13 protein-coding genes are annotated in these 14,759 nt (G+C 65.0%); 4 read left to right on the forward strand and 9 right to left on the reverse strand.

Annotated elements, in window-relative coordinates:
- Positions 1–8 precede the first annotated feature (8 nt).
- Positions 9–842, reverse strand: coding sequence for an AraC family transcriptional regulator (locus tag JQ631_RS23125; protein ID WP_212329550.1), 834 nt, complete (start codon positions 840–842; stop codon positions 9–11).
- Positions 843–1,011: 169 nt separating this feature from the next.
- Between JQ631_RS23125 and JQ631_RS23130 the strand changes: the two genes are divergently transcribed.
- Positions 1,012–2,115: a mandelate racemase/muconate lactonizing enzyme family protein gene (locus JQ631_RS23130; protein ID WP_212329552.1), complete on the forward strand. Its 1,104-nt coding sequence runs from the start codon at positions 1,012–1,014 to the stop codon at positions 2,113–2,115.
- 9 nt (positions 2,116–2,124) lie between these two features.
- Here JQ631_RS23130 and JQ631_RS23135 read toward each other — a convergent pair whose 3' ends face one another.
- Positions 2,125–2,475, reverse strand: coding sequence for a hypothetical protein (locus JQ631_RS23135; protein ID WP_433995524.1), 351 nt, complete (start codon positions 2,473–2,475; stop codon positions 2,125–2,127).
- A gap of 183 nt (positions 2,476–2,658) precedes the next feature.
- Here JQ631_RS23135 and JQ631_RS23140 point away from each other — a divergent pair, with 183 nt between their 5' ends.
- Positions 2,659–2,877 carry a hypothetical protein gene (locus JQ631_RS23140; protein ID WP_212329554.1) on the forward strand — a complete coding sequence of 73 codons (219 nt, stop codon included), beginning with the start codon at positions 2,659–2,661 and terminating at the stop codon, positions 2,875–2,877.
- A gap of 218 nt (positions 2,878–3,095) precedes the next feature.
- Here JQ631_RS23140 and JQ631_RS23145 read toward each other — a convergent pair whose 3' ends face one another.
- The 6 genes from JQ631_RS23145 to JQ631_RS23170 are packed head-to-tail and all read right to left on the reverse strand — an operon-like array spanning position 3,096 to position 10,823.
- Positions 3,096–4,964, reverse strand: coding sequence for an ABC transporter ATP-binding protein (locus JQ631_RS23145; RefSeq protein ID WP_212329556.1), 1,869 nt, complete (start codon positions 4,962–4,964; stop codon positions 3,096–3,098).
- Between the two features lie 9 nt (positions 4,965–4,973).
- Positions 4,974–5,900, reverse strand: a complete 927-nt coding sequence (locus tag JQ631_RS23150) for a 2-hydroxyacid dehydrogenase (RefSeq protein WP_212329558.1) — start codon at positions 5,898–5,900, stop codon at positions 4,974–4,976.
- Positions 5,901–5,907: 7 nt separating this feature from the next.
- On the reverse strand, positions 5,908–7,236 hold the full coding sequence (locus JQ631_RS23155; protein ID WP_212329560.1) for an NAD(P)/FAD-dependent oxidoreductase: 1,329 nt from the start codon (positions 7,234–7,236) through the stop codon (positions 5,908–5,910).
- A 31-nt stretch (positions 7,237–7,267) separates the two neighbouring features.
- Complete coding sequence (locus tag JQ631_RS23160; RefSeq protein WP_212329562.1) at positions 7,268–8,143, reverse strand: ABC transporter permease; 876 nt, start codon at positions 8,141–8,143, stop codon at positions 7,268–7,270.
- A gap of 4 nt (positions 8,144–8,147) precedes the next feature.
- Positions 8,148–9,098, reverse strand: coding sequence for an ABC transporter permease (locus JQ631_RS23165; protein WP_212329563.1), 951 nt, complete (start codon positions 9,096–9,098; stop codon positions 8,148–8,150).
- A 27-nt stretch (positions 9,099–9,125) separates the two neighbouring features.
- Positions 9,126–10,823: a peptide ABC transporter substrate-binding protein gene (locus tag JQ631_RS23170; protein ID WP_212329565.1), complete on the reverse strand. Its 1,698-nt coding sequence runs from the start codon at positions 10,821–10,823 to the stop codon at positions 9,126–9,128.
- 205 nt (positions 10,824–11,028) lie between these two features.
- Here JQ631_RS23170 and JQ631_RS23175 point away from each other — a divergent pair, with 205 nt between their 5' ends.
- On the forward strand, positions 11,029–11,664 hold the full coding sequence (locus JQ631_RS23175) for a cupin domain-containing protein (protein WP_212329567.1): 636 nt from the start codon (positions 11,029–11,031) through the stop codon (positions 11,662–11,664).
- A gap of 136 nt (positions 11,665–11,800) precedes the next feature.
- Entirely contained in the window at positions 11,801–13,654 is a 1,854-nt protein-coding gene (locus JQ631_RS23180; protein ID WP_212329569.1) for an ATP-binding protein, read from the forward strand.
- Positions 13,655–13,660: 6 nt separating this feature from the next.
- On the opposite strand, the gene JQ631_RS23185 is transcribed toward JQ631_RS23180, so the two are convergent.
- Positions 13,661–14,686 carry an AraC family transcriptional regulator gene (locus tag JQ631_RS23185; protein ID WP_212331542.1) on the reverse strand — a complete coding sequence of 342 codons (1,026 nt, stop codon included), beginning with the start codon at positions 14,684–14,686 and terminating at the stop codon, positions 13,661–13,663.
- Between the last annotated feature and the right edge of the window lie 73 nt (positions 14,687–14,759).

Below are 14,759 nucleotides of genomic sequence, written 5' to 3' on the forward strand. Positions count from 1 at the left end.
GGATCATGCTACTCCCTGACCGGTATCCAAATCTCGAAGCCGCCATTGCCGGTCACGGGATTGAAGTTTTCGTCATAGCGCTCGAAGTTGGGCGCATCGGCGGCCTTGAGGCCCGAGGCCGGCAGCCATTGATTCCAGATCGCGTTGACGGTGCGCCTGATAGAGGCGACGTGGTCGGTGTGGGCGAACACCGCGTAGCGTTGTTCGGGGATGCGGATGCGGCCGAAGCGGCGTGCGAGATCGGAGAAATCGGCGACCTCGACGCCGGCGATGTAATCGAAATTGCCGGAATCATCGCCGTTGCAACAAACGCCGTAGGCGACGTTGCCCATGCGCTCGGGGATGTCGGCGACCTCCTGGTGGAAGCGCTGCCACAGTCCCGGAATGGAAGCACCATTGTCGCAGGCGATGCGTTCGGCGAGACCGGCGATGAGGAAGGCCTTGGCAGTTTCGAAACGCGGGGCTTTGAGGTTGTCTGATATGGTGGAGTCCATGAGGATCGGCTCCTGAAGCTTGAGGTGACCGGTGCAAGTCGCGGCCCGGACCGCTTCGGGCGTTGTGCCAAATTGGTCGCGGAACGCGCGGGTGAATGCTTCGTGGGAGCCGTAATCCGCGTCCAGCGCCAGCGACAGAATGTCCGGCGCGCCCCTGGCAAGGCTGCGCGCCGCCTCGCTCAGCCGCCGCGCGCGGACGTAGCGCATCACCGGGAAACCGGTGGCTGCGGCAAACGCACGCACCATATGGAACCGCGACACGCCTGCCATCGCCGCAATCTCGTCGAGCGTCATCGGCTCGGCCAGATGGCTTTCGATATACCAGAGCGCGCGCTGGGCTGGATTCATGGGTTAGGACTCTCGTTCGAAGCATGGCGATGATGCGCTCGCCCACCCCGCCGCGCTTGATCGGCATTGCTGTCCGCGCATGAGGATAGTCCGGCAATAGCCACTGGCAACGCCCTTCTGTTCGCGGCTAAACTCGATGAAACCGCTCACAAGAAAGAGGAACTGCGTCATGGAAATCACCGATGTGCGGGCCCACCATATCCGCATCCCCTATGACGCCGGTGTTGCAAGCTTTCGCCAGGGCGCATCCGCCATCTCCGCGCTCGATATGGTGCTGGTCGAGGTCACGACCGATTCCGGACTGACCGGCTGGGGCGATGCCTTCGCCTATGTTTGTCCGCGTACCACGCGCAGTGCCGTCGAGGAGATGATCGCGCCGCAGGCCCGCGGGCTGAAGGTGCCCGATGCAGCGGGCATTCCCGCCGCCGTGGAGCAGATCCAGCGCAATCTGCATCTGTTCGGCCGCTACGGCATCACCATGTTTGCGATCTCGGGGCTCGACATCGCGCTATGGGATTTGGCCGCGAAGGTCGAGGGCGTACCGCTGCATCGTCTGCTCGGCGAGACCAGACGCGCCAAGATTCCCGCCTATGCGAGCCTGTTGCGGATCGGCTCGCCCGAGAACATCGCCGGCGAATGCAGGAAGGCGCTCGCGCTCGGCTATGGCGCGATCAAGCTGCACGAGACCACGACGCCCGCCGTGTTCGCCGCGCGCGAGGCAATCGGGGCCGACATTCCGCTGATGGTCGACATGAACTGCCCGCTGACCGGCGAGCAGGCGATCGCCTTCGCAAAAGCGTGCAAGGACGCGCAGCCGATGTTTCTGGAGGAGCCGGTCTGGCCGCCGGAAGATTTTGCTACGCTTGCCGACGTGCGCAGCAAGGGCGGGCTTGGTATTGCTGCCGGCGAGAATGCCTGCACCGAATATCAATTCCGCCAGATGATGGAAGCGGGTGCGGTCAGCCATGCGCAGCCGTCCGTGATCAAGGTTGGCGGCGTCACGGAATTCCTGAAGGTCGCACGGCTGGCCGATCAGCTCGGCGTGAAGATCGTCCCGCATTCTCCATACTTCGGTCCGGGCCTGCTGGCGACGCTGCATCTCCTGGCCGGCCGCGCCGACGGGCTGGTCGAGATGTTTTATCTCAGGCGCGAAGCCTGCCTCTGGGACGGCCGCGCCGACGTCGATGCCACCGGCCATGTCGCGGTGCCTACGGGACCGGGGCTCGGCTACGAGCCCGATCGCGACGTCATCGAGCGCTATCGCGTGGCGTGATCGCCGCTGCTATTTCGCGGCGTCCTTCGGCGGCGGCGCGTCCTGCTTCTTCTTCAGATCCTCCGCCTGCTTGGCCTGCGCCGCCTGGAGATCGCCGATCGTCTTCTGCAAACCGGCGAGCGTCACCTTCAGCGCGTCGACCTGACGGTTGGCGGCATCGATCTTCTGCTGGTGATCGAGATTGAGTTTTGTGATGGTCTTCTGGAGGAAATCGACATTGCTCTGGAGACAGCTGGTGCGCCGCTCCATGGTCTTCTCGACGGTGCAGATCTCGATGCCCGGCACGTCCTGCGCGCGCACGGGCGTATGCGCGACGAACGGTAACATAGCAAAACAGGCGACAGCGATCCGGCGCGGCATTCGGGTTCCTCATCAAATCGATCACGGCAATGTGCGCCGATTGCGCGCAGCCGCCAAAGGCTACCACACTCGCACCGCATTCTCGCGTTGAGGTTAGGCTGTTCCCTTGGACGGGGAGCAATAAACCGCGTGCGGGAAAAGTGGGCGCTCTTTCCGCGGCTTTGATTAGGGGAGATTTTTAGGATGGCAACGCGTGACAGACGTCTGGCGGATTTTGATGGCGCCGGCGAACCGCCACCCGGCCTGCCGGTCGAGGTTTTGTGTGAAGACCATAGCGGGACATATCAACTGCCGTTCGCCTGCCGCTATGTCGAGGGACGCTGGCAGAACCACGAGGCCGGCATCGCGGTGGAAGCCACCGTCATCGGCTGGCGCCGGCCGCGTGTGAAGCACTCGGCCTGAAGACTGCTTCTGTCCCAAAATGCAACGGGGCCGCGCCCTGCCTTAACGAACGGAACGCGGCCCGAACGAATCACGTCCGAATCAGCCGAATCGTCGCGTACGCGGCTGTTCACGGCTAGATGTCGACAAGCCGCTGCCCGCACCCACAAGATCTGCGCGAGCGCCGTCCGCCGCCTCGCCGGCTCCCGGCGCCAAAAGTTAATGGTGGCAAAGGCACGCTAGGCCGACCACTCCTCGCCCCAGACCTGCACGACATGGCCGGGCGAGACTTCGCGATACTGCCGCACTGGCGGCTGGTAATCAGGCGCGCGAACCGGGCTTCTGATCTCGTCGTTGGCGACCTCGCGCTTGGTGCCGCGGCGAGCCGGATCGGGCACGGGAACGGCGGCCATCAGCTTCCTCGTGTAGGGATGCTGCGGATTTCCGAACACGGACGCACGTGCGCCGATCTCGACGATCTCGCCCAGATACATCACCGCGACACGGTGGCTCATGCGCTCGACCGCCGCGATGTCGTGGGAAATGAAGAGATAGGCGAGCCCCATGCTGGCCTGGAGGTCGAGCATGAGATTGACGACCTGCGCCTTGACCGAGACGTCGAGCGCGGAGACGGCCTCGTCCGCGACGATCAGCTTCGGTCCGAGCGCGAGCGCCCGCGCGATGCAGATGCGCTGACGCTGGCCACCGGAGAATTCGTGCGGAAAACGCGCGGCCATGTCGACGGTGAGGCCGACACGAACCAGGAGATCGGCGACCTTGTCACGCGCCTGCGACGCCGTGGCGAGCCCGTTGGCGAGCAACGGCGCGGCGATCGCCGTGCCCACCGACATGCGCGGATTGAGGCTGGCAAACGGATCCTGAAACACGATCTGCATCTGCTTGCGGAAGTCGCGCAAGGTGCGGCCGTTCATGGCGAGCACATCCTGGCCGTCGATCAGGACGGTGCCGCTGTCAGGCTCGGTCAGCTTGAGGATGGAACGGCCCGTGGTCGACTTGCCGCAACCGGACTCACCGACCAGCGCCAGCGTCTCACCGGCACGCAAGGTGAAGGAGATGTTCTCGACCGCGTGAACGCGACCCGAGACCTTGCCGAACAGGCCCGAGCGGATCGGGAAGCGGGTGGTGAGATTTGAGACCTCCAACAACGGCCGCTCGGCGGTCGAAACCGTGTCAGGCGTTTCGGCCGGCTCGTCAGAAGTGCCCGTGACCTTGTCGACGATCGGAAACCGCATCGGACGCGAGCGACCGTCCATCGAGCCGAGGCGCGGCACGGCCGACAGCAGCGCGCGCGTGTAGGGATGCGAGGGTGCAGCGAAGATGCGCGCGGTCACGTCCGTCTCCACCGCCTGCCCGCCATACATCACGATGCTGCGGTCTGCGATCTCGGCGACCACGCCCATGTCGTGAGTGATGAAGAGGATCGACATCCCCTCCTCCCGCTGAAGCTCCTTCAGCAGCTCCAGGGTCTGGGCCTGGATGGTGACGTCGAGCGCGGTAGTCGGCTCGTCCGCGATCAAGAGCTTCGGCTTGCACGCCAGCGCCATCGCGATCATCACGCGCTGGCGCATGCCGCCGGAGAAGCGATGCGGATGCTCGTGGAAGCGCGATTCTGCGGCTGGAATACGAACACGGTCGAGCAGCCGGATGGTCTCGGCCTCGGCCGCCGCGCGCGACAAGCCGCGATGCTGGATCAGTGCCTCCGCAATCTGGAAACCGACGGTGAGCACCGGATTGAGGCTCGTCATCGGCTCCTGGAAGATCATCGCAACATCATTGCCGCGGATGTCCTTCATGCTCGCTTCGGGCAAGGTCAGCAGATCGCGGCCCGACAGCGTAATACGGCCCTCGATCCGGCCGGTCTCCTTTGGGATGAGACGCATGATCGAGAGCGCTGTGACGCTCTTGCCCGACCCGGACTCGCCCACAATCGCGACGGTCTCGCGCGGCGCGATGTCGAAAGAGACGTTGCGAACGACGGGAATCCATTGCCGCTCGCGCATGAACGACGTGGTGAGGCCCGAGACGGACAGCACGGGCGCCCGTGCTTCGACGATCACCTGGTCAGATCTGCTCGCGCCGCTGCTCATGCAAAGCCCTCAGTAACCGCGACGACGGTCGACCAGCCCCGGCAGCGCTTCGCCGCGGCGATGGCGCGCGATGACGTCGAGCACGAAATCGACGGCGGTGTCCGGACTCGTCATGCTGGCGTTGTGCGGGGTCAGCAGGATGCGTGGATGGCTCCAGAACGGATGGCCCTCAGGCAGCGGCTCGGGATCGGTGACGTCGAGAACCGCGCCTGACAGCGTGCCGCTGTCGAGCGCCGCGAGTAAGTCAGCTTCGACCAGATGCGGGCCGCGCCCGACATTGACGAGCCCCGCGCCGCGCGGCAGGCGCGCGAACAGATCGGCATTGAGGATGCCGCGGGTCTCGTCGGTCAGCGGCAACAGGCAGACGAGGATGTCGGCTTGCGCAAGGAATTCTGGCAACCCATCAGGACCAGCATAGCAGGTGACGCCCTCGATCTCGCGCGGTGAGCGATTCCACCCTGATCGCGGGAAGCCGAACGCCCCAAGGCGTTCAAGTACGGCCTGGCCGAGCTGACCGAGCCCCATCACGCCGACGCGGCGACGTTTGGCCGGCGTGATCCGGATCTCGCGCCAGACCTGCTCCCTCTGCTGGTTGATGAACTGCAGGAGGTCGCGATGCAGCCCGAGCACGGCCATGGTGACGTACTCCACCATGGTTTCGGCGATAGCGGGCTCCAGCATGCGCACCAGCGGAAGATGCACGGGCAGTTTGGTGGCGTCGAACTGATCAACACCCGCGCCGACCGAGAAGACCAGCTCGAGATTGGGAAAGCTCGTCGCGATATCGTCCGGCGGCACCCATGCCACGAGATAGCGGACGTCGGCGGGATCGCCGATGTCGGGCCAGAGCCGGAACGGCACATCAGGCGCGCGCTCCGCGAACAGGGTCGCCCATTCCGCGCCGCGCACCATGTTGGCTTTGTAGAGAACCGTCATGCGGCCCTCAGAACGGGCTGACCGGCGCGAGCCGCCGACCGTCGATCATGCGCTTGTGGCTGTAGGCGGCGGGATCGACCAGCGGTGTCGCACCGGTCACGATATCTGCGGCGAGCTTGCCGGCCGCAGGCCCGATGCCAAACCCGTGTCCGGAAAAGCCGGTCGCCAGGAAGAAGCCCGGCAACGCATCGACCGGCGAGATCACAGGGATCGTGTCCGGCGTGCAGTCGATGGTGCCGCCCCAGGCTTCCGCGATCTCGATGTCCTTCAATTCAGGGTTCGCCCTGATCAGCGAAGCCAGCGCGGCAGTGACCAGCGACATGTCGGGTTCGGGATCGCGCACGCGCTCGATCTCGAACGGCGATGGCTTATCCAGGCTCCAACTGGTCCCACGCATGATCTGGTCGAAGAACGACTTGCCGAACGACATCTTCAGACCGTTGCGGCGGTGCAGGTAAGTCGGCCAGAAGGTGCGCGCGTAGCGGAACAGATCGGGCGACAGCTCGACGGTGCCGCGGTTGCGCAGCGCCAGCGTGAATCCGCCGTCGAGGCGGCGGCGGATGCAGTAGAGATCGGTGCCGAGCGCGCCGGATGTGATCTCGGGCGCCGGCGTGGTCCGGCATGCCGTGGCGTTGACGAGACCGATCGGCAGCTCGATGCCGTGACGGCGACAGAACAGCGATGACCATGCGCCGCCCGACAGCAGCACGGCTTGCGTGCGGATGGCGCCTTTCTCGGTGACGACGGCGCTGACACGCCCGCCCTGCGTCTCCAGCCCGCGCGCGGCGCAGCCCTGGTGGATGGTGACGCCGTGCTTTCGTGCAGCAGCGGCCAGTGCAGGCACGGCCATCGACGGCTCGGCGCGTCCGTCGCTCGGCGTGTGCAGGCCGCCAACCCATCTGTCGGTATTCCCCGGCATGCGCTCGGCAACCTCGGCCGGCGTCAGCACGGTCGAATGGACCTGCATCTCGCGCGCCGTTGCGGCCCAGCGTTCCCAGCTCGCGAGCTCGTCCTTGCTCTTGGTCAGGAACAGCACGCCGGTGCGGCGGAAGCCGGCATCGACGCCGGCGTCGTTTTGCATGTCTTCCCACAACCGCAGCGCCTCGCGCGCGAGCGGGATCTCCTCACGCGCACGGCCCTGCTGGCGGCACCAGCCCCAATTGCGGCTCGACTGCTCGCCGCCGACATGGCCCTTTTCGACCAGCGCGACCGAAAGGCCCTTCTTGGCAAGATGATAGGCCGCGGAGACACCGATGACACCGCCGCCGATGACGACGACGTCCGCCTGTGCCGGCAGGCGTTCGTCGCTGTTTATACGGTTGAGCGGCGGGGACATGATGCACTCCTGAAGATCAATTCGGGTCTCGTCATGGGATGTTCATTCGCGGATCGAGCGCGTCGCGCAGGCCGTCACCGAGGAAATTGAAGCTGGTCACCGCCAGCGTGATGATGACGCCCGGCGCGATCGCGAGCCACGGCGCGCTGGTCAGATAGATCTGTGCGTTGTTGAGCATGTTGCCGAGGCTCGCGGCCGGCGGCTGGATGCCGTAGCCGAGATAGCTGAGATAGGATTCCAGCAGGATCGCATTGGCGACATTGAGCGTCGCTGCAACCATGATCGGCGCAACCGCATTGGGCACGAGCTCGCGGAACATGATTCGCAGGTTCGACGAGCCGAAGGCGAGCGCGGCCACCGCAAACTCGCGCTCCCGCAGCGAGCGCACCTGGGCCTCGACGACGCGCGCCACGCTCATCCAGGCGGTGGCCGCGATGAGCACCGTTGTGGTGACAAGGCCTGGCTCGGTGAGCGCCGCCAACGCAAGCAGCAGAAAGATGGTCGGAAAGCACAGCGCGGCATCGACGAGCCGCATCAGCACCGCGCCGACAACGCCGCCATAGAAGCCGGCAAAGGCGCCGACGACGATACCGACCGCCATCGCCATCACCATCGCGACGAAGCCGATCGACAGTGAGACGCGCGCGCCCATCATCAGCCGCGCCAGCACATCGCGGCCGAGTTCGTCGGTCCCGAGGACGTGCGCGCCCGAGAGCGGCGGCGCAAACCGCTTCATGATGTCGATATAGGTGTCGTCGAACGGCAAGAGATAAGGACCGAACGCCGAGCCGAGGACGAGGATCACAATGATCACCGCGCCAGCCAGCGCCAGGCGGTGCCGGCAGAAGCGTCTCCACGCGGCCTGGCCGGGGGCGGGCGAAGTGGTGGACAAGACTGCAGTCGCCATCGCTTCAGCCCACCCGAATGCGCGGATCGACGACGGCGTAGAGGATGTCGGCAATCAGCGAGCCGATCAGCACCATGATCGCCGAGAACATCAGAATGCCCATCACCACGGGATAGTCGCGATAGCCGATCGAATCGAGGAATAGGCGGCCCATGCCGGGCCAGGTGAACACGGTTTCAGCCACCAGCGCGCCGCCGAGCAGCGTCGGAAATTGCAGGCCCGCAACCGTGATCATCGGCAGAAGCGCGTTGCGCAAGGCATGCACGGTGAGGATGCGCCACTCCGGCAGGCCCTTGGCACGCGCGGTGCGGATGTAATCCTGGTTGATCACCTCGAGCATGGAGGAACGCATGAAGCGGCCCCACATCGCGGTCTCGACCAGCGCCAGCACCATCGCCGGCGCAATCAGATGATGCAGCAGGTCCAGGAAGGAGCCGTCGCCGACGGTTTCGCGATTTCCCGCCGGCAGCCAACCCAGCGTCACCGAGAACACGTAGATGGTGACGAGGCCGAACCAGAAGGTCGGGATCGACAGCGCGATCATGGCGCCGACGGTCGCAAGCGAGTCGAACAGCGAGTAGCGCCTCAGCGCGCCCAATATGCCGATCCAGCAGCCGAGCAGCACGGCGATGATGGTCGCCGTCGTCATCAGCTCCAGCGTCGCGCCGAGATGTGAGGAGATCACCGAGAGCACCGTCTCGCCGTCGCGATAGGACTTGCCCCAGTCGCCTTTCAACATGCGACCGAACCAGTCGAGATACTGGATCGGCAGCGGACGATCGAGCCCGAGCTGTCTGGTGACGCGATCGAGATCCTCCTGCGTCATCTGTGATGAGGCCGCGAATTGCGACAGCGGACCGCCTGGCGCCAGATGCAAGAGAGCGAAGCCGATCGCGGAGACGATCACCAGCAGCACCACCGCCTGCGCGAGCCTATTGGCGACGTAACGGGCCATCTCAGGCGACCCCGCCAGCCTCAGGCATCAGGCCCAGTACCATTCGCGGATATTCCAGCAATTGGTCGAGGTGTTGATGTTGGGGCGGAAGCCATGCAGCCCCTCCTTCACGCCCTCGGCGATAAAACCCTGGAACAGCGGCAGGATCGCGAGATCGTTGCGGATGAGCTTTTGAAGGTCACCGTAGGTGGTCTTGCGCTGCGCGAGGTCGAACTGCCTGGCGCCTTCGGCAAGGAGACGATCGGCCTCCGCGCTCTGGTATTGATAGGTGTTGTACCCGCGGCCGCCCTTGGCGGGAATCGCGCCGGAGCCGAATCGCGGTGTCACGTCGGGATCGCTGCCCAGCATGAAATTCACGCCCACGATCACCGAGTTGAACTTCGACTGCTGCCAGAAATCGCCCCAGATCACGGCAGCCGGCATGTTGTTGACGCGCATGGTCGCGCCGATCGCGCGCCAGTCCTGGATCAGGAGCTGCTGGGTCTGCTCGCGCACGGCATTGCCTGACGTCGTCGAATTGGTGAATTCGAGCTTCACGCCGCCCTTCTCGCGCATGCCCCCGGAGCCGCGCACCCAGCCGGCGGCATCGAGCAGCGCGTTGGCTTTGGTCGGATCGTATTTGTGCTGCGGGAGACCTTGCTGGAACGACCACGCCTCCTGCGGCACGAAACTCTCGGTCTGCGTCGGCAGTCCGTAGTTCAGCGCATCGATGATCGCCTGCTTGTTGATGGCGAGATAGAGCGCCTCGCGAACCGTGCGGTCGGCGAAGGGGCCGAACGCCAGATTGGGCGCGATGTGCTCCACCGACGACGTCGACGAGACGAAGATCTTGCGCGCCTTCAGCGTCTTCGCCTCCTGCACGAAATTCGGCAGGATGCCTTGCAGGCCGGTGTAATCGACCTGTCCGGTGCGGAACTGGGTGTAGAGGACGGTGAGATCAGGAATGTATTTGAAGACCACGCGTTCGACGTAGGGTCCCTTGCCGTGATAGCCGGCATAGGCGTTGAGCAGGATGTGGTCGCCGGGCACGCGCTCACCCCAGCGGAACGGTCCGGTGCCGACCGGCGCGTTGTGGAATGGCGACGAATTCGGATCGGAGACCTTCTCCAGAATGTGCTTGGGCACGATGAAGGTGAGCGACAGGATCGACATGTAGGGCGAATAGGGAGCTTCCATTCGCCAATGGATCTCGTCGGGCGCGACGACCGTGATGTCCTTGACCAAGCTGTGGCCAACGCGGTTGCGGACGCGGAAATCGGGATTGTTGATCAAGTCCAGCGAGAACTTGACGTCATCGGCCGTGAAGGCCGTGCCGTCGTGCCACTTCACGCCGCTGCGCAGCTTGATCTTCCAGGTCAGACCGTCGGCCGACAAGCCGCCATTCTCGACGGTCGGCACTTCCCGCGCGAGGTCGGGCACGAACTTGCCGTCGGGATCAATGAACCAGAGCGGCGAGAACACCTGCCACCAGACGCCCTGGTCGACCTCGATGCCGGGCATCAAGGGATGAAACACCGTCGGCTCCTGCGACAGCGCCGCGATCACCTGCCCGCGCGGCTTGTCCGGCGGGTTAGAGGGGCGTTCGGTCTGGGCGAGAGCGTTGCCTGAGAACGTCCATCCCGCGGCAGCGGCAGCGCCTGCGCCGAGTTGAAAGAATTGCCGGCGACTTGGAATGCCGAGATGATGCAATCCACCAACGCCGAATTTCCCGGTGCTGTCCGCCATGACCAGTCTCCGTTCCCGAACACGGCACCTCTCCCGCGCTCCCGAGACCCGGCAAAAGGACAGGAGTGGAATTTAGTGCTTCTATATTTTTCAGACAAAAGTTCATCATGACTAAATACAGCTGTCAATCGGGTTGCTAGGATGCGGAACCTTTTCACACCGCTGCCGGCGATTCCGGCGGCGAGGCAATGCACGGGAGAGCGACATGGATGGTCGCGGCGACACTGATAGTCCGAAGGACACCCCGGCCGTCGAGACGGACGACGCAGTCGACCAGCGCCTCGGCGAAACCGTTCGCCTGCTGCGCCAGCGCGCCGGTCTCTCGATCCAGGACGTCGCCAACAAGACCGGCCTCTCCAACGGGATGATCAGCCAGCTCGAGCGCGCGCGCGCGATGCCGTCGATCCGCACGCTGCGCCTGCTGAGCATCGCGCTCGAGGTGCCGATTTCCTATTTCTTCGAGACCAGCGATCCCGCCGCCGACGTGCAGCGCTACATCGTCCGCAAGAACAACAGGCGACTGCTGCGCCTCACCGCGAGCGGCGTCGTCAAGGAAGCGCTGACGCCGGATAGCAAGGGCCAGCTCGAACTCTACGAGCTCACGCTCAACCCCGGCGCCTCCTCCGGCACCGACTTCCTCCAGCACACCGGCGAGAAGGCAGGCTATATCCTCTCCGGCAGCCTGCGGCTGTGGCTCGACAACCAGGCCCATGTGCTGGAAGCCGGCGACAGCTTCCGCTTCCCAAGCATCGTGCCGCACATGTTCGACAACCCGACCCAGCAGACGGCGCGTGTGATCTGGGTCACGACGCTGCATCAGACCGATTCGCCGCCAGGTTGACCCTGTGGGGCACCTCGCCAAGGTACCGCCGGAAATTGCCCTCGACGACGCCGCAGGGAGTCTGTAGCTCACAGGGAGCCGGACTCATTCGACAGCGCGCTGGTTGGGCCGCTGATGATGTCGGTGGTGTGAGAGCATGAAACTCAGGGGGCTTCTGACATCAGCGATGGCCGCGCAGGTCGTCGTGACCGCCGTGGCCCTCCTCGTCTCCTATGCCGTGAGCGGACCCGATTTCGGCGTTGCCCAGGTCGTCGCCCTCATCGCCAGCACCGCCGTTGCAGTGCTGCTTGCGCGGCTCTGTGCAGGCCACGTCGCGACGTCAATGGACAAGCACATCGCCGCACGATTGGCCGAGCAGGCGCAGGCGCGCGCGGACAGCGCGCAGGTGACGCAAGCCGTCATCAAGACCGCACTCGACGCCTTCATGCAGACTGACGAACGCGGCATCGTGCTGGAGTGGAGCCCCCAGGCCGAAGCCCTGACCGGCTGGTCGCGGCCCGAGGCAATCGGCGCCGACGTCGTCGAGCTGCTCGTCGCCGAGCCGCTGCGAGCGGGCTTCAGGCAGCGCATGATGCGGCTGTTGCCGGAATTGTCCGGCACCCCGATCGGCATCCGCTTCGAGGCGAACCTCGTGCACCGCAACGGCGACGAGATCCTGGTCGAAGCGTCGAGCACCGCGCTCCGCATCGGAGGCCGCAGCGTCATCAACGTTTTCGTCAAGGACGTCACGCGGAAGCGCGCCGCCGAGGAGCAGTTGATTCAGTCCCAGAAGATGGAAGCGGTCGGCCAGCTCACCGGTGGCATCGCGCATGAATTCAACAACATGCTCACGGTGATCACGGGCACGATCGAGATCCTCGCCGACGCCGTGAAGGACAGCCCGCCGCTCGCCACCATCACCAGGCTGATCAGCGACGCGGCCGATCGCGGCGCGGCGCTGACCTCGAGCCTGCTGTCCTTTGCGCGCAAGCAGGCGCTGCAACCGGCCGAGATCGACGTCAACGATCTGCTCGAGGAGCTTTCCAGGCTGCTGCTGGCGACCTTCGAAAAAAAGATTGAGATCGTGCGGAAGTTCGACGGCAATATCTGGCTCGCCTTCGCCGACCGCGGGCAGCTCTCCTCGGCGCTGCTCAACCTCGCCATCAATGCCCGCGACGCCATGCCCGACGGGGGCCGCCTGATGCTGACGACGCGCAACGTCGTGTTCGGCGTGCGCGAGGCCGTGGCGGTCGGCGCCGGCTATGCCGGCGACTATGTCGAGATCGAGGTCGCCGACACCGGCACCGGCATTCCGCAGGCGATCGTCGAGCGCATCTTCGATCCGTTCTTCTCGACCAAGGACGTCGGCAAGGGCACCGGCCTCGGGCTCAGCATGGTGTTCGGCTTCGTCAAGCAGTCGGGCGGCGGCATCAAGGTCAAATCCGAAGAAGGCCGCGGCACTGTCTTCACGATCTATCTGCCGAAGGCCGAGACCAGCGCGCTTCGCCCTGCAAGCTATGATGCGCGCAAGATCGTGGGCGGGACCGAGACCATCCTCTGCGTCGAGGACGACCGCGACGTCCGCCAATACGTCACGGTTCAGCTCGCAAGCCTCGGCTACAAGGTCGTCCCCGCCGCCAACGCGACCGAAGCGCTCGCGATTGCGGCTGGAGGCACGCCGTTCGACCTGCTGTTCACCGATATCGTCATGGCTGGCGGCATCAACGGACGGGAGCTTGCCGACCAGATGGTGGCCGCGCGTCCCTCGCTTCGGGTGCTGTTCACGTCGGGCTACGCCCACGACTCCCAGCACGTGCCGGGAGGCGCCACCATGGGCGCGCCGCTATTGGCAAAACCCTACCGCAAGGCCGAGCTCGCACGCATGCTGCGCCGCTCGCTCGACACCGCCGTGGACGCCGCAGGCGACGCAATCCCGACACCCTATTCGGTGCAGGCCGAGCTCGAAGGCTTCTTGCGCAAACAGGCAAACGACGATCGCGAGAGCCGATGACCGGCTTCAGCTCATCCGCCGCCGCAGCGTGGCCGACGGCGTCTCGCCGAATTTATCGCGGTAGGCACCGGCCATGCGGCCAAGATGGGTGAAGCCGAGATCGAAAGCGATGTCGGTGATGGAGACGTCTGACGAGGCTTGCGCCAGCCGCGCGTTGAGGCTTGCAAGTCTCATGTCGAGCAGCATTTCCGAGATCGACACGCCGAAGTGACGGCGGAAACCGAGCTGAAGTGCGCGGATGCCGATGCCGGCCGCGCGGGCGAGCTCTACGAGGTCGAGCGGCTCATCGGCGTTATCGGAAAGATAGCCCCGCGCGGCGCGGAGTGCGCGCGGCAAACGCTCGGCGTGCCCCGAGAATGTCCTGATCGCATCCGACAGGTCATGCTGCTGGCCGTTGAGCAGACCATCGAGCAGCGCTTCACGCCGGTGGGCCATCGCGACCGGCGACATCCGCCCGGACGGCCCGAGACGCTCGGCGAACGTCATTAGCTCATCGAGCCGGGCTCGGAGACCGCGTCCGCCCGACGCGTTCAGGTCTATGACTGGATCGAACTCGACTGTGCCGACCGCCCGGCCCGATAGCGCCGCGGCCCGTTGCTCGACCATGCGGCGATCGAGCAGCAGGATGATCTGCGCACAATCGGCCCAGACCATCCGGGTCGGGATCGTGGGTGACAGCAGCGACGCAGTCCTGACTGGCTCGACATCGAATCCACTGGTGCCCGCCGAAATGTGAGCGGTGCCGGTGAGCGGAATCTGCACCAGGAAAAAGCGGTCGAGACAGCCGGGATCGATGCTGACCGTTCCGCCATAGCCGACGTAATTGATGGAAAAGCCGTCAAACGCCGCGCAATTGTGCCGGGCCGAAAATCCGGAAGCGCGAGCCTGCGCCGGCTTGAGATCATGCGGACAGAAGATGCGACCGACCTGCTCCGCCGCCTCATCGACGTCGTCAGTGGTGACACGGGCGAAGGCCGCAAGCCTTTCGGCTACGGGCGGTCCTGCACTCATTTCCAGCACGGCTGCGGACATCATCGACCACGCTTCGCGTCACGGAATTGCTTTAAGCCTATAATAGTTCGCAGGGCCCGAAAAGGGCCGTTCG

This window comes from Bradyrhizobium manausense (assembly GCF_018131105.1).
Lineage (GTDB): Bacteria > Pseudomonadota > Alphaproteobacteria > Rhizobiales > Xanthobacteraceae > Bradyrhizobium > Bradyrhizobium manausense_B.

Coding starts and splice junctions, on each gene's coding strand:
- JQ631_RS23130 (WP_212329552.1), top strand. CDS start 1,012: ATGGAAATCACCGATGTGCGGGCCCACCATATCCGCATCCCCTATGAC.
- JQ631_RS23140 (WP_212329554.1), top strand. CDS start 2,659: ATGGCAACGCGTGACAGACGTCTGGCGGATTTTGATGGCGCCGGCGAA.
- JQ631_RS23185 (WP_212331542.1), bottom strand. CDS start 14,686: ATGTCCGCAGCCGTGCTGGAAATGAGTGCAGGACCGCCCGTAGCCGAA.
- JQ631_RS23125 (WP_212329550.1), bottom strand. CDS start 842: ATGAATCCAGCCCAGCGCGCGCTCTGGTATATCGAAAGCCATCTGGCC.
- JQ631_RS23180 (WP_212329569.1), top strand. CDS start 11,801: ATGAAACTCAGGGGGCTTCTGACATCAGCGATGGCCGCGCAGGTCGTC.
- JQ631_RS23155 (WP_212329560.1), bottom strand. CDS start 7,236: ATGTCCCCGCCGCTCAACCGTATAAACAGCGACGAACGCCTGCCGGCA.
- JQ631_RS23145 (WP_212329556.1), bottom strand. CDS start 4,964: ATGAGCAGCGGCGCGAGCAGATCTGACCAGGTGATCGTCGAAGCACGG.
- JQ631_RS23175 (WP_212329567.1), top strand. CDS start 11,029: ATGGATGGTCGCGGCGACACTGATAGTCCGAAGGACACCCCGGCCGTC.
- JQ631_RS23170 (WP_212329565.1), bottom strand. CDS start 10,823: ATGGCGGACAGCACCGGGAAATTCGGCGTTGGTGGATTGCATCATCTC.
- JQ631_RS23135 (WP_433995524.1), bottom strand. CDS start 2,475: ATGCCGCGCCGGATCGCTGTCGCCTGTTTTGCTATGTTACCGTTCGTC.
- JQ631_RS23160 (WP_212329562.1), bottom strand. CDS start 8,143: ATGGCGACTGCAGTCTTGTCCACCACTTCGCCCGCCCCCGGCCAGGCC.
- JQ631_RS23150 (WP_212329558.1), bottom strand. CDS start 5,900: ATGACGGTTCTCTACAAAGCCAACATGGTGCGCGGCGCGGAATGGGCG.
- JQ631_RS23165 (WP_212329563.1), bottom strand. CDS start 9,098: ATGGCCCGTTACGTCGCCAATAGGCTCGCGCAGGCGGTGGTGCTGCTG.